We start from the raw sequence: 19,221 nt of genomic DNA on the forward strand, positions 1-19,221 counted from the left end.
GTCAGGCCGTGCGGTCGGGGCCCGGGGCGGCGGCCGCGCGGCGGCGCCGGACCAGCAGCCCGCCGGTCGTGGCGAGCGCGGCGACCAGCACCGCGCCGCCGGCCGCGGCGGCCACCGGGAAGCCACCCGAGGACGAGCCGGCGGAGGACGCGACGGGCGAGGCGGCCGGCGTTGCCGGGGCGGCCGAGGCGGCGGGCGTGGCCGGGGCGCTGCCGAGGTCGGGCAGCGGGGGCAGTGTGGCGGCCGGGTCGAGGGCGACGGCGAAGCTCAGCGGGTCCATCTCGGTGCCGGCCGGGTAGAGGCCCCCGAAGGCCTCGGCCCCGCCCTGGGCGAGCTTCAGCGGCAGCTCGACGGCCTTCAGCAGGCCGCCCTCGGCCTTGAGCCCGGTGGGGTCGAAGGTCGCCAGCTCGACGCCGGGCAGCTGCCGGGTGGCGCCGTCCGGGGTGCGGCCGGAGACGTCCGCGAGCAGTCGGCCCTGGCCGCCGGCCACGGTGACGCCCGGGTTGGCCAGGGTGAGGTCCAGCCCGTGGCTTTCGCCGCCGCGCAGGCCGGTGAAGCGGACGGTGCCGGTGAAGGCGGCGGTGAGCTCGCCGGTCGCTGGGTCGTACTCGCCCTTGGCCGGGGTCCAGCGGAAGAAGGCCCCGCCGTCGGCCGCGCCGCCGCCGAGTTCCCAACGGCCCTGGGCGATCGCGCCGGTGACGTAGTCGCGGAAGGTGCGGCGCACGCCCCAGTCGAGGGCGCCGTTGCCGAACTCGGTCTTCGCGGGTGCCTGGGCGGCGGGCTCACCGGAAGGGGCGGCCCCGGCGACGGGCGCGGAGCCGACGGAGGGTGCGGCCCCGGCGACGGGCGCGGCCTCGGCGGAGGGCGCGCCCGTGGGCGCGGCACTCGGCGACGGCGCCGCCGAAGTCGCCTGAGCGGCAGGCAGGTTGACCGACAGGCTGAGCGGGTCGAGGGCCGTTCCGGCCTGGTAGAAGTTGCCGAAGGCCTTCGCCCCGGCGTCGGTGAGGGTGGCCGGGACGTTACTCAGGCTCAGGGTGCCGGCCGCGCCGCGCAGGTCGACGCCGGCCAGCGAGAGATCGGCCAGCTTGGCCTGGCTCGCCTCGCTGACCTGCCCGGTCTCCTTGGACTTGCTCCTGACGTCGGCGTAGAGCCCGGCCGCACCACCGTGGACGGCCCGGAAGGTGAGCCGCCCCAGGCTCAGGTCGAGCGCGTCGGCGCCGTTCTCCTGGTGCCCGGTGAAGCGGACACCGCCGGAGAAGCCCGCGGTCAGCGCACCGGTCGCCGGGTCGTACGCGCCGGTCGCGGAGTGGAAGCGGAAGGTGCTGCCGCCGACCGTGGCCGCGCCGCCGCTGAGTGTCCAACTCCCCTTGGCGATCGGCCCGGTGACGTAGGCCAGGAAGGACTGTCTGATCCCCCAGTCGAGCCGCCCGCCGGAGACCCTGCCCTCGGCGGCGACCGCCCGGGCCGGCAACAGGCCCGCCACCGACAGGGCGGCGAGAACGGCCACCAGGGAGGCGGCCAAACGGCGGAGCCGGCTGGGCAGGAACACGCGGATCACTCCTCGAAGGGTCACGGGGGCGCGGCGGGGGGAGGGGTCGGCAGACCGCCACCCCCTTGCAAGACTTAGGTAAGGCTAACCTAATATATAGATCAAGAGCCCCTCCCCGTCCGGTCGGAGGCGGCGACAACCCCCGGCGAAGGGAAGCACGTTGAGCAGCAGTACGATCCGAACCCGGGTGGCCCGCAGGCCGGCCCTCCTGCTGCTCCTCCTCGGCCTGCTACTCCCCCTCACCGCCTGTGGCTCCGCCACCAGGACGGCCACGACCGCCACCACCACCCGCGCCCCCGACGCGGTCGAGCCGCTGCCCGTCGAGCCCGTCCCGCAGCTCCCGGCCACCACCCCCTCCGCCGACGGCCGCCAGGTCACCGTCACCAGCGCCGAGCGGATCATCCCGCTCGACGGCAGCCTCGCCGAGCTGGTGTTCAGCCTCGGCCTCGGCCCCAAGGTGGTCGCCCGGGACGTCTCCACCACCTTCCGGCAGGCCGCCGCGCTGCCGGTGATCACCCAGGCCCACGACGTGTCCGCCGAGGGCGTGCTCTCGCTGCGTCCGACCGTCGTCCTCGCCGACCGCTCCACCGGCCCGGCCGAGGCGATCGCGCAGATCCGCGCGGCCGGCGTCCCGCTCCTTGTCCTGGACGACGCCAAGAAGCTCGCCGACGTCGGCCCGCGCATCGACACCGTCGCCACCGCGCTCGGCGTCCCGGACGCCGGACGGCAGTTGAGGGAACGCACCGAACAGCGGATCGACGCCGCCAGGGCCGCCGTCCCGGCCACCGGCCGCCATCCCAGGGTGGCCTTCCTCTACCTGCGCGGCAGCGCCTCCGTCTACCTGCTCGGCGGCCCCGCCTCCGGCGCCGGCTCGCTGATCGAGGCGGCCGGCGGCGAGGACGCCGGCACCGCCGCCGGGCTCACCGGCGACTTCACCCCGCTCACCAGCGAGGCCCTGGTCAAGGCCGCGCCCGACGCGATCCTGGTGATGAGCAAGGGGCTCGACTCGGTCGGCGGCGTCGACGGCCTGCTCGCACTTCCCGGCGTCGCCCAGACCCCGGCCGGGCTCGACCGCCGGATCGTCTCGATCGAGGACGGCCAACTGCTCAGCTACGGCCCGCGCACACCCCAGGTGCTCCAGGAGATCACCGCCCAGCTCCACCCGGCGGGTGCCGAGTGACCACCGCCGTACGGGAGAAGAGCCTCCGCGGACCGTCCAGGACCACCCTCGTCACGGTCGCGCTCACCGCCGCCCTGGTGCTCTGCGCCCTGCTCGCGGCCGGCACCGGCGCCTACCGCATCCCGCTCGGCGACGTCCTCGCCTCCACCACCCACCGCCTCGGCCTCGGCGGACACGCCCTGGACCGGGTGCCCGAGTCGGTGCTGTGGAACGTCCGGCTGCCCCGGGTGGCCCTCGCCCTGCTGGTCGGCGGCTCGCTCGGCTGCGCCGGGGCGCTGATGCAGGGCGTGTTCGGCAACCCGCTCGCCGAACCCGCCGTCATCGGCGTCTCCTCCGGCGGCGCGGTCGGCGCGGTGGCCTGCATCGTGCTCGGCCTGGACGCCCTCGGCAGCTGGACGGTCACCGCCTTCGCCTTCGCGAGCGGGCTGTTGACGGTCTTCGCGGTGTACGTCATGGCCCGCTCCGGCGGGCGCACCGAGGTGGTCACCCTGATACTCACCGGCGTCGCCGTGAACGCCTTCTGCGGCGCGCTGATCGGCGTCTTCCTGTTCACCGCCGACTCCGCCGCGATCAGCCAGGTCACCTTCTGGCAGCTCGGCTCGCTCGCCCAGGCCACCTGGGGCAAGGTGCTCGCCGTCCTGCCCTTCGCCGCCGTCGGGCTCACCATCGCCCCGCTGTACGCCCGCAGGCTGGACCTCCTGGCCCTCGGCGAGCGCCCCGCCCGCCATCTCGGCGTCGACGTCGAGCGGATGCGCCTGACCCTGATCACCGTGGTCGCGCTGCTCACCGCCGCGGCCGTCGCGGTCAGCGGCATCATCGGCTTCGTCGGCCTGGTCGTCCCCCACCTGCTGCGGATGCTGACCGGCCCCGGCCACCGCTTCCTGCTCCCCCCGTCCGCGCTGGGCGGCGCCCTGGTGCTCGTGACCGCCGACCTCGCCGCCCGCACCCTCGCCGCACCGGCCGAACTGCCGCTCGGGGTGCTCACCGCACTGATCGGCAGCCCGTTCTTCTTCTGGCTGCTGCGCCGGACCAGGACCCGCCAGGGAGGCTGGGCATGAGACTGCACCGACACCGGACGATCCCCGAACGACCGCTTCCCGGCAACGAGTTGCTCACCGCCGAGGCCGTGCGGCTGACCGTCGGCGGCCGTGCGCTGCTGGCCGGCGCCTCCGTGCGGGTCGCCGCCGGCGAACTGGTCGCACTGCTCGGGCCGAACGGCGCGGGCAAGTCCACCCTGCTGTCCGTCCTCGCCGGGGACGTCGCGCCGCACGGCGGCGGGGTGACCCTGCGCGGCCGACCGCTGTCCGCGTACGGCGCGGCCGAACTCGCCCTGCACCGCGCGCTGTTGCCGCAGTCCGCCGCGCTGTCCTTCCCGTTCCCGGCCGACGAGGTGGTCCGGATGGGCCGCGCGCCCTGGGCCGGTACGGCGGCGGCCGCCGAGGACGAGGCGGTGGTCGCCGAGGCGATGGCGGCCACCGAGTCCACCGCCTTCGCCGGGCGCCCGTTCACCGCCCTGTCCGGCGGCGAGCGCGCCCGGGTGGCGCTGGCCCGGGTGCTGGCCCAGCGCACCCCGCTGCTGCTCCTGGACGAGCCGACCGCGGCCCTCGACCTGCGCCACCAGGAGCTGGTGCTGCGGGTCGCCCGGGACCGCGCCGCCGCCGGGGACGGCGTGGTCGTGGTGCTGCACGACCTGTCCCTCGCGGCGGCCTACGCGGACCGGGTGGTCCTGCTGACGGGCGGGGCGACGGTCGCCGACGGACCGGTCGCCGAGGTGCTGCGGGCGCCGCTGCTCAGCGAGGTGTACGGGCACCCCGTCGAGGTGCTGGCGCACCCGCGCACCGGGGCGCCGCTGGTGCTGCCGGAACGGACCTGACGCCAAGGGGACCGGTCGTCCGGCCGGAAGCCGACCGGGCAAGGACACCCCCGGGGCACGCCACTCCCGAGCGCGAAGGCGGCCACGCCCCCGCCACGCCGGTGACCCGCGCATCGCCCGCGGGCCACCGGCGGGCCGTCAGGGTGCCAGGCGGTAGGCGCGCAGCACGGTCTGCTCGACGGTGGAGCCGTCGGCGGCGCGTGCCGCCGGTGGTGGCGCGGCCGGAAGGTCTCGCGGGTGTCCAGGTTGACGAGGTTGACCGTCGACCAGGTGTTCCAGGTGCCCGGCCCGATCGGCGCCCCGTTGCGGTCGACGGCCGTGACGGTGACGTCGTGCCGCACGGCTTCGCGGGTGAGCGCGTAGGCGGTGGTGACGGCGGCGCCGACCGCACCGCCGACGCGCCCAGGGTCCCGCTCTGCGCCACCATCGCCCTGCCCGTCGTCACCCCCCGCCCCGGCGTGCCCAGCCCGCAGGAGGTCGCCCCGCGCACCAGCTGCCACCTGGTCGACCTCCCCTCCGGTGCGCACGGCGAGGCCGTGACCCTGACGCACCCGCAGAACGGCCGCACCTCCCAGTACGTCCGCCTCCAGCGCACCGACGGCCGCACGGTGACCCTCCAGCAGTGGACCGACCAGCCGAACGCCGGCCTGGCCGAGGCCGCCCTCCTGGCGATCGCCGACGACCCCGCCTGGCAGTTCTGACCGGCCCTCCCCCGCCGGGCCGCCGTGCCCCGCGCCCCTCCCGAAGGAGCGCGGGGCGCGGCGGCACCGGTGGCCGGTCCTCAGCGACGGTACGCGGCGGTCGCGATCTCGCCGAAGGACCGGATCAACGGGTTGGTGTCGCCCTCGTTCCAGGCCGCCACCACCCGGCTCGGCGGGATGTCGGTCAGCGGCACCACGGCCAGCTCCGCGGGCAGGTTGTGTCCGAGCGGGGCCAGGCCGACCGTGCCGTTCCACAACACGGCCTGCAGGCACTCCTGGACGGTGCGCACCACCGGGCCCTCGCGCGGCCTGCCACCGTGCCAGTACGACTGCCAGCGGGGGTCGGTGCCCTGCGGGAACCGGAACCAGCGGCGGTCGTCCAGCTCGGCCGACCGCAGCCCGTCACGGCCGGCCAGGGGGTCGTCGGCGCGCAGGACCACGCCGACCGGATCGGCCCGCAGCGTACGCACCGTCAGGGCGGTCTCGTCGAACGGCGCCCTGGTCAGCGCGACGTCGACCAGCCCGGCTCGCAGCCCGCAGGTCGGGTCGGTCAGATCGGTCTCGCGGATGCGGATGTCGACGCCGGGGCGGCTTCGGCGGAAGGCGGCGGCCAGCCTGGCCGCTCCCGGGTCGGTGCCGTCGCCCAGGATGCCGATGGTGACGGTCGCGACGCCGGCCGCCGCGCCCACGCGCACCCGGACGCGCTCGGCGTGGTCGAGCAGCGCCCGCGCCTCGTCGAGCAGCACCGAGCCCACCGGGGTGAGCGTGACCCCCGTCGGCGAGCGGGCGAACAGCAGGGCCCCGACCTCGGCCTCCAACCGCTTGATCGCCCGGCTCAGCGGCGGCTGGCTCATGTGCAGTCGGGTGGCGGCCCGGCCGAAGTGGAGTTCCTCGGCGACCGCCACGAAGTAGCGCAAGGTCCGTAGCTCCACGCTGCAACGATACCCACGGGGTATCGGCCCCGCGGAACGGGTCTTGGACACCGGCGGGGCCCCGGCGGTGCACTCGTGAGCATGACCGAAGAAGCGAAGACCAGCGAGCCGCGGACCGCCCCCGCCGTGTCGGTGGTGGGCCCCGGCGACGGCGAGACGATCGTTCTGGGCACCACGCGCATGCGCGTTCTCGAGGACGGCAGCCACACCGGGCACCGACTCGCGATCGCCGAGTCCGTCCTCGCCCCGCACACCCAGGGGCCGCCGCAGCACCGCCACCGCGAACACGACGAGGGCTTCTACGTCCTCTCCGGCACCGTGCGGTTCACCGTCGGGGAGGAGGAGTACGACGCCGCCGCGGGCACGCTGGTGATGGTTCCGCCCGGCGCCCCGCACACCTTCGCCAACCCGACCGACCAGCCGGCCGTCATGCTCAGCACCTTCACCCCCGACCTGTACGTGCAGTACTTCCGGGACCTCCAGGAGGTGCTCGCCGCCGGCCGCCCGCTGACGCCGCAGACCAACGCCGACGCGATGAGCCGCTACGCGACCGAGCCCGCCACCGACCGCGCCTGAGCCGGGGGGGCGTCGCCGGGGTGTGACCGCGGTCTCAGTGACGGCCCGGTGGGCAGTGACTCAGCGTGACCAGGGTGGGGCGGTCGGCGATGCCGTCGGGGTTCAAACGGTGAGTGCGCTCACATGCGGTTGCGGTGCACGACGACGGCTAGGAATGTCCGTTTTGCCCGCTTTTTGCCAGGGGGTGGATGGTGTTTGCGCAGGTCGGAAGGGGGTGGCGCGCTCGGCGTGGCCCCTCCTTCGAATCGGAGCCGCTCTCCTCGCTACGACGCCGGGTCGTAGCGAGGGGGTCTTGGCGGGGCCCGTTGCGGTCTGGCAACTTTGCATTCGTCGCCAGCCACACCGGCTCCTGTCCCGCCGGATGCGGCTTACCGCCGAGTCACACCCCGCGACCGTTCGGCCCCTGTCCGGCCACGGTCGGGGCGGGGCGTGACACCGGCCCAACCCGATTGAGGTCCTGCTCTACATGCCCGCTTTCAAGCTCCGTATGCGCACCTCTGCCGCGATCCTCGCCGGCGCCGCCGGCGTGACCGCCCTGGGTGCCGCCGTGGTCCCCACGGTCGCCTCGGCCGCCGACGCCTCCCCGCAGGCCCTCGCCGCCCAGATCGTGCCGGCGGACCAGCTCGCCTCGTTCAGCCAGATCATCTCCCACGAGTCGGGCTGGAACGTGACCGCGACCAACCCGAGCTCGGGCTCCTACGGACTGGGCCAGGCCCTGCCGGCCTCCAAGATGGCCTCCGCGGGTGCGGACTGGAAGACCAACCCCACCACCCAGATCAAGTGGGCACTGGACTACATGAACACCCGCTACGGCAGCCCCAACGCCGCCTGGAACTTCTGGCAGTCCCACCACTGGTACTAAGCCGACCCCTCGGCTTCCCCCACACCCCGGGAGCCGGACAGGGACCACCGGAGTGACCCACGAGGGCCCGCGCCGCGCAACCGCGCGACACGGGCCCTCACCCCGTTCCCAACCCGCCGGAACGGCCCGCCGGGCACCGGCGGGCCGCCCCGGGCCCCTGAGGTCAGTACCAGTTGGTGCAGGCGATGTTGTAGCCCCACTGGGGGTTCCCGTACGGGCTCCCCGCCCACTCGGCCGCGGAACAGGCGCGGTACCACACGCCCCCGTCGTCGTACTTCGTCGGCAGGGTGTACCAGCCGCCCGGGCCCACGTACGTCCGGTCGAGGAAGCTGTTCCAGGTCCGGCCGCCGTCGTGGGACTGGTCGTAGTAGAACGCGACGTTGCCGCTCCCGGCGTACAGCCAGCCGACGACGTAGTGGTGGTTGTCACTGCCGACGTACTGGTTGATCTCGACCGTGTTCACGTGCCCGTCGGGGTTGTAGGTGGCGGTGTTCCACACGCCGCTGTCGAGGGCGGGCTTCGCCGACGCGGCCCCGGCCACGGGTGCGGCGCTCGCCGTCGTGGCGGCGAGGGGACAGAGTGCGAGGGTGGCGGCCGCTGCCGTGGCGGCGGCTATGGCGCGAAGACGCATCGTTCCTCCGGTCCTGAGGGCTTGGCTGGCTCTTCGACCGACGACTGGACGTCGGTGCGCGAGGAGTTCGGTCGGCCGGTGGTCCACCGGCACGCGCCGGTCCTCGCTCCCCGGTCCCCGGCCCCTGCTCGGGACCGGCCCCGGTGCGATGGTTCCAGGAAACGCCACGCCACCTGACGGGTCGAATCATTCGAAGTTCTTCGACGGATCGGCGGAGGAGGGGCCGTTCGTGGTACGGACCCGGGTGCCTTCGCCGACCGGACACGGTCCCCGCCTCCGGTCACTCGTCAGGGCGTGATCGGCCGGGCGTCAGCCCGCCGCCCCGCCGCTGACCTGCCAGTCCCTCGGCGTCATGCCGTAGGCGTCGCGGAAGGCGCGGCTGAAGTGGCTGGAGTTGGCGAAGCCCCAGCGCCGGGCGATGCCCGCCACGCCGAGCTCCGCGGCCATCGGGCGCAGCAGGTCCCGGCTGCAGCGCTCCAGCCGCTGGGCGCGGATCCACCCGCCGACCGTGAGGTCCTCCTGCTGGAACAGCTTGTGGAGGAAGCGCACCGACATGAAGTTCGCCTCCGCGATGGTGGCCGGCGAGAGGTCCGGATCGCGCAGGTTGCGCAGGACGTGGTCCTTGACCCGCTCCAGCGAGGCCGCGGTCCGCGAACCCTGCGGCCGCACCAGCCCGGCCCGGTCGTCGACGAGCAGCGCCAGCAGGTCGAGCGCCGTGGACGCGGCCCGGCGCCCGACGGCCTCGTCCAGCCCGGCCGCCTCGCGCGCCATCTGGCGGAGGTAGCCGGCCAGCAGTGCGGCACTGCCCTCGGCGCCGTCGAAGGTGGTCGCGGTGAGCGCCCTCAGGTCCTCGTCCCGGACGTCGAGTTCCGCACGGGGGAAGTGGAAGGACGTGAAGGCGAACTCCTCGTCGATCCTCTTGCGGAACACCCGGGAGGTGTCGGTGAGGGAGAATCCGCCGGGCCGGATGAGCGTCTCCCTGCCGTCCTGCTCCTTGAGCGCGGTGCCGCGCTCCTGCAGGCTGAGGATGAGCGTCGGCGCGTCGGCGTCGGCGATCAGGCGCCTGGTGCGGGTCACCGTCTGCGGCCCGGCCTGGACCCTCGAGATCCGCACCGGACCGAGCCGGTGGCCGGTGAGCTCCCCGGGTGACGGCACCTCCTCCAGGAACTCCACGGCCATCGGCACGAAGGCGTGGGACACGGCGTCGTGCCACACGTCCGCCCGGTCGGAGGCGGACAGCGATGCGGTGGAGAGAGATGCGGTGGAGCGGGAAGGGGACACCGGGTTCCTCTCTGGTCGACGGGTCATCGGAACACCGGGCCCGGGGGGTCCGGCCGGGTGGCCGGCTCGGCGCCGCCGCGGGTGTCGCGCCACCGGCTCGGCGAGATGCCGTACGAGGCACGGAAGAGCCGGCTGAAGTGGGCCGGGTCGGTGAAGCCCCATCGCTGGGCCACGCCGGAGACCGTGCTGTCACCGCCGTCCTCGCGGGTGAGTTCCTCGGCGCTCTCCTGGAGCCGGCGGCGCTGGATCAGACGGCTGACGGTGGTCCCCTCCCCTTCGAAGAGCTTGTGCAGGGAGCGGACGGAGATGTCGTGCGCGGCCGCGATGCTCTGCGGCCCGAGTTCCGGATCCCTGAGGTGCCGGTCCACGTAGGCGTGGATCTCCCGGATCCGGGCGTACCGGGAGTCCTCCGTGCGGGAGTCCTCCGTGGCGGGCGTGTCACGGGCGGCCTGCTCGGCGACGAGGGTGGCCACCAGGTCGGTGACGTTGCGGGCCAGTCGGCCGGCGACGAACTCGGGGCAGTCCTCGGCGGTCTCGGCCAGGGTCAGCAGGGACTGCGCGACCAGGGCGGCCACCGGCCCGCCGGCGTCGGCCACGGTGGCCGTCACCCGCGCCAGCTGCTCGTCCCGCGCGCCGAGGGCCCGGCGGGGGATCAGGCACACCCTGACGTCCACTCCGTCCGGGTAGTCGACCACATGAGGGGTCTCCGAGTACCAGAAGGAGACCGCTCCCGCGGGGACCTCGGTCGTCCTGCCGTCCTGCCGCACCACGGCGCCGGTGGCCCCCATGACGGCGACCACGAGGAACCCCTCGGCCTGCCGGGTGCCACGGGCGATCTCCCGCGGGCCGCGGGTGTAGCACCGGGGGCCCGCCTCCGTCGTGAGGAAGAGCAGGTGCCCCAACTGCCGGGTCGTCATCCGGCCCGGGTCCGACGGAGGCTCGTACGAGGCGACCGTGAAGGGGACGGCGGCGACGGGGACGGCCCCGCTCCGGCGGCGAAGCGTGCTCCCGTCGTCCGGCTGCCCGGCCGTGTCGGTCACGGATGCCATCGGTCCTCTCCCTCCGCTCGACATGGCTTCCAGCATGGGACACGGGATGACTTACGTCGGCGGCAGGATGACTGCGAAGCGACTGTAGGTGATGTGGCGCCGAACACATGACTATCCGCGCACTCGAACCGTGCAATGCGCGCACCTACACTGCAACGGTCCAGGTCAGACCACTGGCGCAGGCGCAGGCGCAGAGGAACTTCGGATGTCAGGCACCACACTGTTCGGCCGGGACGAGGAACTGGCGGCCGTCGACGCACTGGTCGACGCCCTGCCCGGGCGGGGCGACGCGCTGCTGATCCACGGGGCCCCCGGGATCGGCAAGTCCGCCCTGCTGGACCACGCCGCCGCCCGGGCCGGGAGCGCCGGATTCACCGTCCTCAGGGCAGCGGGTGTCCGGGCCGAGACCGAGCTGCCGTTCGCCGGGCTGCACCAGCTGACCCACACCATGACGGAGCGCATCCCGCACCTGCCCGCCGTCCAGGCACAGGCCCTGCTGGGCGCCTTCGGCATGGCGGAGCCGTCCGACGACGCCTCCGCGCCCCGGTTCTTCATGATCGCCCTGGCCACCCTCGGCCTGCTCGGCGAGGCGGCCGCCGAAGCCCCCGTACTGCTGGTCGTGGACGACGCCCAGTGGCTGGACGCGCCGACCCTGGACGTCCTCGGGTTCGTCGCACGCCGCGTCGGCGCCGAACCCCTCGGCCTGCTCCTCGCCGTGCGCGACGACCGTACGGCCAGGCGGGGCGTCCCCGACATCCGCGAGCTGCACCTCGGGCCGCTGGCCCCGAGCGCGGGCGACGCCCTGCTGGACGCCCGCAGTCCCGGCCTCGGCCCGGGGGCGCGCCGCCGGGTGGCGCGGTTGTCGGCCGGCAACCCCCTCGCACTGATCGAGCTCCCCCTCTCCCCCGCGGCGGACGGGGAGCCCACGGGGTTCGTGGGGTCGCCGGTGCTCCCCCTCACCGCCCGGCTCGAGCGCGCCTTCTCCTCGTGGCTGGCCGACCTTCCGTCCGACACCCACCAGCTGCTGCTGGTCGCCGCCACCACCGACGACGGTGCGCTGACCGAGGTGCTCGCCGCGGCCGCGGCCCTGACCGGCACCGAGATCTCCGCGCTGTCGCTGGAGCCCGCCGTGGCCGCCGGCCTGGTGCGCGTCGACGGGTTCCGGATCGCCTTCACCCACCCCCTGGTGCGCTCCGCCGTCCTGGGCTCGGCACCGCTCGCGGACCGTCTGGCCGCCCACGGCGCGCTCGCCGACACCCTCCGGGGACACCCCGACCGGCAGGCGTGGCACCGGGCCTCGGCCGGCGGCCGTCCCGACGAAGCGGTGGCCCGGCAACTGGACCGGGTGGCTCTCGGCGCGCGAGAGCGTGGTGCCGTCGCAGCGGCCCTGACGGCGCTGGAACGCGCCACCGCGCTGAGCGAGGACCCTTCGGGACGGCGGGCGCGCCTCCTCGGTGCCGCGGAGCTGTGCTTCGAACTCGGCCGGGCGGATCGCGTGTCGGCCCTGGTGCAGCAGGCCGAATCGCTGGGCCCGGACGTGCTGGAGCGGGCCCGCGTGGTCCTGCTGCGCGAATGGCTGGAGTCGGAGTCCGACACGAGCACGTCCCGGATCCACCTGCTGATCGCCACGGCGGAGCAGGCCGCCGAGGCCGGCGATCCCGAACTCGCGTTGCGGCTGCTGCGTGTGGCCGCGTGGCGTTGCTGGTGGGCGGACCCGGGGCGGGAACTGCGGGAGCGCGTCGTGACGGCCGCCGAGCGGCTGCCGGTCCCGGAACTCCACCCGGACCTGGTGTGCACGCTGGCGGGGGCCGCCCCGCTGGAGGCCTCGGCGACGGTGATCGACCGGCTGCGGCGCCTCGAACGCGAGGGCGGGTACGACGTCGTGGCCGCCGCCACCCTGGGCAACGCGGCCATCATGGTGAACGGGTTCGACCATGTCACCGGCTTCGCCCGCCACGCGGCGGACGGACTGCGCCGTCAGGGGCGTCGGGGCCCGCTGACCAAGACGCTGGTGCTCCTCGCCCTGGCCACCGTGCACACCGTCGACTGGGAGACCGGGCTCCCGGCGGCGGCCGAGGCGGCCCGGCTGGCCGAGGAGACCGCGCAACCGCGCTGGCTGACCGGTGCCCGGGTGGCGAAGGCACAGTTCGCCGCGCTGCGCGGCGACCTGGACACCGCGCTGGTCGCGATCGGCGAGGCGGAGGGCCAGGGGCTGACCGTGGTCGACCCCTCCAAGCTCGCGTACATCCAGATCGCCCGCGGCCTCATCGCCCTGGCCGCGGGTCGGCACGCCGAGGCGTTCTCCTGCGTCTGGCGGGTCTTCGACCCGGCCGATCCCTCCTACCACCCGTTCATGCAGACCATGGCCATCGCCGAGTTGGCCGAGGCCGCCACCGGCGAGGACCAGCGCGCCATGGCGAAGGCGGCCCTGCGACAGCTCGTCACGTCCGCCGGGGCGAGCGAGGTCCAGATGATCCGGGTGAGCCTGGGATTCGCCCGGGCGCTGCTCGCCGACGACGAGGACGCCGAGGAGCGGTTCCGGGCGGCCTTCGATCTGGACATGTCCCGGGCACCCTTCGTCCGTGCCCGGCTCATGCTCGCCCACGGCACCTGGCTCCGGCGCCACCGCCGGGTGATGGAGGCCCGCACTCCGCTGCGGATCGCCCGGGAGTCCTTCGAAGCCATGGGCGTGGAGCCCTGGCGTGAACGGGCGGCCCAGGAGCTCCGTTCGGCGGGCGAGGGCAGCAAGAGCCAGGGCCGCCCCGACCGGGACCTGCTCACGCCCCAGGAGGTGCAGATCGCCCAGCTGGCGGCGCAGGGCCTCTCCAACAAGGAGATAGGCCGGCAGCTGCACCTGTCACCCCGGACGATCGGCACCCATCTGTACCGGATCTTCCCGAAGCTCGGGATCACCTCCCGCAGCCAGCTGAGCGACCGGCTGGACGCGCCGTCGACCTGACCGTCGGCGCCCGGCCGCGTACCCACGCCGGAACGCAGCGGACGGGAGAAAAGGTGGAGACAGGAATCGAACCCGTCTGAACGGCCCTGCAAGCCGTCGCCTCACCACTCGGCCACTCCACCGCGACACCGGTGGAAACATTACACGGGTATGAACCCGGAACTCTCCGGAAGCGGCGTTTCTTCACTCCGGAAGGCTCTTAGTGGGTCTAGTGCTATTTCTTCCGACATGGCCTCGAAAGGCTCCGGAGGCCCGCACGGGGAAAGGCCGGTTGCGCTAGCCTGTGCCGATATCTCCAACCCGATGGGATTTCATTGATGGCCGTCGAGGAATCACGGTTCCCCCGAACCGCGGAGCTGCGCAGCGAAACCGCCGCGAACCGGTGCCAGTACAAGAACCTGCCCCTGCGCGACCTCCCCCCGCTCGGTGTCGTGCGCCGCGCCCGGATCGCCCGCGAGGGCCTGCGTGAGCGCCGCGACGGCGTTCCGGCGCCGGGCCGGCCCTCCCGCTTCGCCGAGGGGGACTGGGTCCGGGTGAAGGACGAGGCCGCGGTGCGCGCCACCCTCGACGACCGGGACCGCCACCGCGGCCTGTGGTTCACCGGCAGCCAGTGGTCGTTCTGCGGCGGCGTCTACCGGGTCGAACGCGTCGTGCGCCGCATGGTCGACGACCACTACCGGGTGCGGCGCCTGTCGGGCACCGTCGCGCTGGCCGGCGCCACCTGCCACGGCGCCGACGGGGCCCAGGGCTGCGGCATGGACTGCGCGCTGCTGTTCCGCGACGAATGGCTGGAGCCCGCCCCCGCGCCGGCCCCCGCCGAACGGCCCGTCACGCTGTGGGCGACGGTGCGCGGCCTCGCGGAGATCCACGCGACCCTCGGCCCCGACGGGCGCCTGCACGGCGTCCCCTTCCAGGCGGGGATGGAGCGCCACGCCGGCACCCGGCACGGTGCCATCGAGCTGCGTCACCGGTCCCTCGTGTGGTGGCAGTACCCCGCCGGGGGGCGGTGGTTCATCCTCGACGGGCTGCGCTGCGGCGGTGAGCCGCTGGCCGCGGGCTGCGACCGCCGGTGCGCGCTGCTGTGGCACGAGTCCTGGCTCCATGTGGAGCCCGCCGCGGGGGCCGGCGCGGATCCGACCGCGGGATCCGCCGCCGTCCCCCGCTGAGCGGCCGCCCCCACCGAGCGGCCGTCGGCGGCGGTCAGCGCCGCCAGCGGTCGCGCACCAGCTTCGCGGCCAGGTGCAGCGGTCCGTCCCGGTCGCCCACGTAGCAGCGGGGAAGCGCGTACTCCCCGCTGTGGGCACCGGGGCTGACCGCGCACGCGTGGTCGTAGCCGGCCTCGGCCACCGCCTCCACCGCGGCGGCGTCGAGCGAGCCGTACGGGTAGCAGAACCCCGCGACCTCCCGGCCCGTGAGGTCCTCCAGGACGTGGCGGCTGTCGGCGACCTGGGCCTCCAGGTCCCGCGCGTCCAGGCCCGCCAGCCGCCGGTGGGTCAGCCCGTGCGAGCCGATCTCCATCCCGGCGGCCGCGGCCTCACGGACCTGGCGGGCCGTCATCAGCGGCTTGCGCGGGCCCTGCCGGTCCCAGTCGTTGTAGCCGCCCAGCCGGTCGGCCACCACGTAGACCGTCGCGGTGAAGCCGTGCTCCGCCAGGGCGGGCATGACCTCCTCGACGAAGTCGCGGTACCCGTCGTCGAAGCTGAGCCCCACCATGCCCGCCGCGGTGCCGTCCCGGTGGGCGCGCATCAGCGTGCCCACCGACACCCCGCGCAGGCCGCGGGCGGACAGCCAGCGCAGCTGGCGGCGGAACCGTGCCGGATCGACGGTGATCAGATAGGGATCGTCGAGCGCCGGCGCCACCGAGTGATACATGAGCGTCCACGGAAAGCCGCCCGCGACTGCACCGGGCCTCTTTTCCGAACTAATACGCGGCTGAATGATTCGCATGTTCCGCTCCAGCTGTCCGATGGCGCCGACTGTGCGGGTGGACCCCGAGGAAATTGCATTCTGGCAGCGCCGGCCCCGGCTTCATTCCGCGCCGGGCGGCGCCGCGCCAATTCACCCGGATGCCGGATCGGGAATCGCCCGCCGAGGGTCCGGCCCGAACGGCCCGGATCCGACGCCGAGGCCGCCGGAAGCGGACTCGGGAGCGGTGCGGGGACCCGGCCGGCCGAGGCCGTCGCCGTCGCTCGCCCGGCCGTCACCCGCCACCGCATCCACGCCGCCTCCGTCGCAGGACCGCGCGGAAGGTCTGGTTCCAGATTGTGACGTGCTCCTGTCTAGTTCGTCTCCGTCCTGGTGTGGTGGGATGAGGCCTCACGGGGATGAACCGCTGACGGGGGTGTGTGCTGGTGCTGAGTCGATGGCTGCGGGAGCTGGACGGGGACGCGGCGTGCCTGACGGCCGTGGGGCTGGTGCGGCTGGGGGCCGAGGACCGGCTGAGCACGGCGAGCGAGTCGACCACCTGGGTCGGCGGGGTGCGGGCGGCCTCGTTCGCCGATGCCTGGCTGGCCTTCGGGGACGGGTCCGCGGCCGGGCTGCGGGCGCCCGCGCCGGCGGTGCTGCGGGCCGTGGTGGCCCGGGCCGCGGAACTGGTGCTCCGCCGCTGCCGGGAGGACGGGCCGGCGGCGCTGGAGTGGCTCGGGCAGCGCTCGGCGGAGACCCGCGAGCAGGCGCAGCGGGCCGGCTCCTCGCACCCGGCCGAGCCCTGCGCGCTGACCCTGGTGTGGCACGGGGTGCAGGCGCTGACCGCCGACGACGGGCCGGGCCACATCCACCGGATCGAGGAGCGCGCCGAGGCGTACGTACGGGAACACCACCGCCGCCGGGACACCCTGGCGCTGGTGCTGTGCTGCACCGGGATCGCCGCGTCCGCGCTGGTGGAGCTGTGCGAGGGCGATCCGGAGCGGGTGGCCGACTGGCTGGAGCAGGACGCGGCGCGCTGCATGCCGCGCGGCGGCCGGGTGCCGCTGTGGGTACCGGGCCGGCCCGCCCAGCCGGCCGGCTGAGCGCGGCGGTCGGCCGAGCGCGGCGGTCGGCCGAGCGCGGCGGCGGGCCGAGCACGGCGGCGGGAACCGGGCGAGCGCGCCGGTCAGGCCGCGTCGAGCAGCCGGGCGACCTCCGTCATGGCCGGCCCCAGCGGCAGGTCGAGCCGGAGCGCGGCGAGTTCGTCCCCGCGCGTCGCCCCCTGGTTGACGATCGCGACCGGCAGTCGCGACCGGGCGGCACGGCGGACGAAGCGCAGCCCGGACAGCACCGCCAGGGAGGAACCGAGAACCACCAACGAGTCGGCCGCGTCGACCAGTTCGTAGCAGCGCTCGACCCGGGGCGGCGGGACGTTCTCGCCGAAGAACACCACGTCGGGCTTGAGCACCCCGCCGCAGTCCGCGCAGGCGGCGACCCGGAAGCCGTCCACCACGGACTGCGGCAGCCGCGCGTCACCGTCGGGCCGCAGCTGCGCGCCGGGCCGACGGAAGCCCGGGTTGAGCTCCTCCAGCCGCCGGTCCAGCTCGACCCGGGTGGCGGTGCGGCGGCAGTCGAGGCAGACCACCCGGTGGAGTCCGCCGTGCAGCTCCACGGCCTCCCGGGTGCCGGCCGCGTGGTGGAGGCCGTCCACGTTCTGGGTGATGACCGCCGCGACGTGCCCGGCCCGGCGCAGCCGCTCCACCGCGTGGTGCCCGGCGTTGGGCCGGGCCCCGGCGATCGCCGGCCAGCCGGTGTGGCTGCGGGCCCAGTAGCGGCGCCGGGCGTCGGCGCTGCCGGTGAACTCCTGGTACGTCATCGGGGTGCCGCTGCGGCGGCGGCCGGTGGCGCCCCGGTAGTCGGGGATGCCGGACTCCGTGGACAGGCCCGCCCCGCTGAGCACCACCGCGCCGCGCCGGTCCAGCAGCCGTACCAGGGCTTCCAGCCCCTCCCCCGGCGGGACGACGGCCTGGCCGCCCGGATGTTCGAACGCGTCCATACCGTCGAGGTTAGACCGCCGGGCCGCGGCCACCCGGCGGGACGGTCGGATCCTCGGCGGCGCGGGTGGCGAAGGCCGTGATCCGCTCCAGGGGCGGGGCCCAGCCGCGGGTGGTGTCCACGGCCAGGCAGGGGGCGTCCAGCGCGATCGGCACCCAGGACTCGATCGGCCGCTCGCCGCGCGCGATGCGGCCCAGCAGCTCGCCGTCCGCGTGGACGGCCCGCCCGGGCGCCTCGGCGGCCCGACGGGCGATCCGCTCGCGGGCGACCTCCGGCTCGACGACGCAGCGCACGACGCGCAGCTCGGCGAGTTCGGCGAGCGGCGCCAGGCCGGGCCGCCACAGCCGGTCCTGGTAGGCCGCCTCGGCCACCACGTCCGTCCCGGCGCGCAGGTGTCCGTCGAGGGTGTGGAAGAACGCGGCCAGCGTCCGCCGGTCCAGTTCCTCGGCCGGCGTCTCCCGGGCGGCGGCCATCCGCTCCTTGATCTCGTCCCGGCAGACCGCCGGCCGGCCGAGCGCATCGGCCAGGGCGTGCGCCAGTGTGGTCTTGCCCGCACCGGGCGGGCCGCTCACGACGAGCAGCTGCGGGCGTCGGTGCACGGTCGGGCGTCGCGTCATGCCCGGTGAGTCTGCCCGGGAGGGCCGCCGCCCGCCACCTCCCCCGCGAGTGGCGGACGGCGGACGGGCGGTGGAGGCCGCCGGGACCGCCGCCCCAGTGGACCTTCCCCCGGTACACCAGGCCGACGCGCAGGTGAACGGGGCCGAACCGCCGCTACAGGAGCAGGTGTTGACGCACCCGGGGGCGCGCACCTCGGCGAGCGGCGCCGCGGCCCCCGTCCCGCCGGGCTCGGCGGGAGGCGTCACGGGCGGCGGGCCCAGGCGGAGATCATCGGGGCGGTGGCCAGGTCGAGCCGGCCGGTGGCGACGTTGGCCAGGTGGCGGTCGATCTCCTCGTCCGTCGCGAGGCCTTCGGCCACCAGCAGCCGGCGGATCTGCCGGACGGTCGCGTCCTCCAGGACGGCGCAGGCCGGCGAGGTGATCGGGAAGTACGCGTCGGCCTGGACGTCGATCAGGCCCGCTTCGCGCAGCGCCCTGGGCAGCGTCCGGCCGTACGCGAGGTCGGCGCCGCGCCCGGCCATCAGGGTGCGGAAGCCGGACCGCAGGCGGTTGGCGAGGCGCTCGTCGGGGCCGGACTCGTCCGGGCAGAGCAGCGGTTGCAGGGCCGGGTCGGCGTCCTCCAGCAGCAGCCGGCCGCCGGGGCGCAGCGCCCCCACCATCCGGCGCAGGGCCTCGGCGCGGTCGGCGACGTGGACCAGGACCAGCCGGGCGTGCACCAGGTCGAAGCCGCCGGGCGGCGGCGGGTCGGCCGCCACGTCGTGGCGCAGCACTTCGATCACGCCGCCGGCGGCGGGGGCGGTCCAGGAGACGTCGATGTCGGTGGCGACCACCGCGCCGGTCGGGCCGACGCGTTCGGCGAGTCCGAGCGGCACCGAGGGGCCGCCCGCGCCGACCTCCCAGCAGCGCATGCCGGGGCCGATCCCGAGGGCGTCGACGTGCCGGAAGGTCACCGGGTCGAACAGCTCGGCGAGGGCGTCGAAGCGGATGCCCGCCTCGGTCTGCCGGTTGTCCAGGAGGTAGCCGTGGTCGCTCTCGTGCTCAGCCATGCCGG

General features: G+C 75.0%; 18 protein-coding genes and 1 tRNA gene. 9 read left to right on the plus strand and 10 right to left on the minus strand.

Translation table 11 applies throughout. From position 1 onward, the window contains the following. Nucleotide 1 precedes the first annotated feature (1 nt). Nucleotides 2-1,549, minus strand: a complete 1,548-nt coding sequence (locus ACGF13_RS18505; protein WP_392875948.1) for an HtaA domain-containing protein — start codon at nt 1,547-1,549, stop codon at nt 2-4. Between the two features lie 187 nt (nt 1,550-1,736). On the opposite strand from ACGF13_RS18505, the gene ACGF13_RS18510 reads away from it, so the two are divergent. The 4 genes from ACGF13_RS18510 (at nt 1,737) to ACGF13_RS18525 (ending at nt 5,303) form a co-directional block, all read left to right on the plus strand. Beyond that, entirely contained in the window at nt 1,737-2,729 is a 993-nt protein-coding gene (locus ACGF13_RS18510; RefSeq protein ID WP_392875951.1) for a hemin ABC transporter substrate-binding protein, read from the plus strand. After that, a complete protein-coding gene (locus ACGF13_RS18515) occupies nt 2,726-3,787 on the plus strand; it encodes a FecCD family ABC transporter permease (protein WP_392875954.1) in 1,062 nt (353 codons plus the stop codon). Before ACGF13_RS18510 ends, ACGF13_RS18515 begins: the two co-directional genes overlap by 4 nt. Next, nucleotides 3,784-4,602 (plus strand): heme ABC transporter ATP-binding protein, encoded by an 819-nt coding sequence (locus ACGF13_RS18520; RefSeq protein ID WP_392875957.1) that lies wholly within the window; start codon nt 3,784-3,786, stop codon nt 4,600-4,602. The genes ACGF13_RS18515 and ACGF13_RS18520 overlap by 4 nt, the downstream gene beginning before the upstream one ends. 332 nt (nt 4,603-4,934) lie before the next feature. Beyond that, on the plus strand, nt 4,935-5,303 hold the full coding sequence (locus tag ACGF13_RS18525; protein ID WP_392875960.1) for a hypothetical protein: 369 nt from the start codon (nt 4,935-4,937) through the stop codon (nt 5,301-5,303). Nucleotides 5,304-5,383: 80 nt separating this feature from the next. On the opposite strand, the gene ACGF13_RS18530 is transcribed toward ACGF13_RS18525, so the two are convergent. After that, nucleotides 5,384-6,235, minus strand: coding sequence for a LysR family transcriptional regulator (locus tag ACGF13_RS18530; protein ID WP_392875963.1), 852 nt, complete (start codon nt 6,233-6,235; stop codon nt 5,384-5,386). 81 nt (nt 6,236-6,316) lie between these two features. Between ACGF13_RS18530 and ACGF13_RS18535 the strand changes: the two genes are divergently transcribed. Next, on the plus strand, nt 6,317-6,811 hold the full coding sequence (locus tag ACGF13_RS18535) for a cupin domain-containing protein (RefSeq protein ID WP_392875966.1): 495 nt from the start codon (nt 6,317-6,319) through the stop codon (nt 6,809-6,811). A gap of 487 nt (nt 6,812-7,298) precedes the next feature. Further along, a complete protein-coding gene (locus ACGF13_RS18540; protein WP_392875969.1) occupies nt 7,299-7,673 on the plus strand; it encodes a transglycosylase SLT domain-containing protein in 375 nt (124 codons plus the stop codon). Between the two features lie 163 nt (nt 7,674-7,836). On the opposite strand, the gene ACGF13_RS18545 is transcribed toward ACGF13_RS18540, so the two are convergent. From ACGF13_RS18545 to ACGF13_RS18555, 3 genes are all read right to left on the minus strand, one after another. Then, nucleotides 7,837-8,304, minus strand: coding sequence for a hypothetical protein (locus ACGF13_RS18545; RefSeq protein WP_392875972.1), 468 nt, complete (start codon nt 8,302-8,304; stop codon nt 7,837-7,839). A gap of 309 nt (nt 8,305-8,613) precedes the next feature. Beyond that, nucleotides 8,614-9,585 (minus strand): helix-turn-helix domain-containing protein, encoded by a 972-nt coding sequence (locus tag ACGF13_RS18550; protein WP_392875975.1) that lies wholly within the window; start codon nt 9,583-9,585, stop codon nt 8,614-8,616. Between the two features lie 23 nt (nt 9,586-9,608). Beyond that, nucleotides 9,609-10,634 carry a helix-turn-helix domain-containing protein gene (locus ACGF13_RS18555; RefSeq protein ID WP_392875978.1) on the minus strand — a complete coding sequence of 342 codons (1,026 nt, stop codon included), beginning with the start codon at nt 10,632-10,634 and terminating at the stop codon, nt 9,609-9,611. A gap of 205 nt (nt 10,635-10,839) precedes the next feature. Between ACGF13_RS18555 and ACGF13_RS18560 the strand changes: the two genes are divergently transcribed. Next, nucleotides 10,840-13,593: a helix-turn-helix transcriptional regulator gene (locus ACGF13_RS18560; protein WP_392875981.1), complete on the plus strand. Its 2,754-nt coding sequence runs from the start codon at nt 10,840-10,842 to the stop codon at nt 13,591-13,593. A 51-nt stretch (nt 13,594-13,644) separates the two neighbouring features. Here the strand turns inward: ACGF13_RS18560 and ACGF13_RS18565 are convergent. Beyond that, nucleotides 13,645-13,715: transfer RNA gene (locus ACGF13_RS18565), tRNA-Cys, on the minus strand. A 195-nt stretch (nt 13,716-13,910) separates the two neighbouring features. Between ACGF13_RS18565 and ACGF13_RS18570 the strand changes: the two genes are divergently transcribed. Beyond that, a complete protein-coding gene (locus ACGF13_RS18570; RefSeq protein ID WP_392875984.1) occupies nt 13,911-14,759 on the plus strand; it encodes a hypothetical protein in 849 nt (282 codons plus the stop codon). Nucleotides 14,760-14,793: 34 nt separating this feature from the next. Here ACGF13_RS18570 and ACGF13_RS18575 read toward each other — a convergent pair whose 3' ends face one another. Next, a complete protein-coding gene (locus tag ACGF13_RS18575; protein WP_392875987.1) occupies nt 14,794-15,465 on the minus strand; it encodes a polysaccharide deacetylase family protein in 672 nt (223 codons plus the stop codon). Between the two features lie 479 nt (nt 15,466-15,944). Here ACGF13_RS18575 and ACGF13_RS18580 point away from each other — a divergent pair, with 479 nt between their 5' ends. Continuing rightward, complete coding sequence (locus ACGF13_RS18580) at nt 15,945-16,601, plus strand: hypothetical protein (RefSeq protein WP_392875990.1); 657 nt, start codon at nt 15,945-15,947, stop codon at nt 16,599-16,601. An 83-nt stretch (nt 16,602-16,684) separates the two neighbouring features. On the opposite strand, the gene ACGF13_RS18585 is transcribed toward ACGF13_RS18580, so the two are convergent. From ACGF13_RS18585 to ACGF13_RS18595, 3 genes are all read right to left on the minus strand, one after another. Continuing rightward, nucleotides 16,685-17,554, minus strand: coding sequence for an NAD-dependent protein deacetylase (locus ACGF13_RS18585; protein WP_392875993.1), 870 nt, complete (start codon nt 17,552-17,554; stop codon nt 16,685-16,687). A gap of 10 nt (nt 17,555-17,564) precedes the next feature. Next, nucleotides 17,565-18,170 (minus strand): AAA family ATPase, encoded by a 606-nt coding sequence (locus tag ACGF13_RS18590; RefSeq protein ID WP_392875996.1) that lies wholly within the window; start codon nt 18,168-18,170, stop codon nt 17,565-17,567. 242 nt (nt 18,171-18,412) lie between these two features. Next, complete coding sequence (locus ACGF13_RS18595) at nt 18,413-19,216, minus strand: class I SAM-dependent methyltransferase (RefSeq protein WP_392875999.1); 804 nt, start codon at nt 19,214-19,216, stop codon at nt 18,413-18,415. Between the last annotated feature and the right edge of the window lie 5 nt (nt 19,217-19,221).

The organism is Kitasatospora sp. NPDC048286 (assembly GCF_043201735.1).
In the GTDB taxonomy this organism is placed as follows: Bacteria; Actinomycetota; Actinomycetes; order Streptomycetales; family Streptomycetaceae; genus Kitasatospora.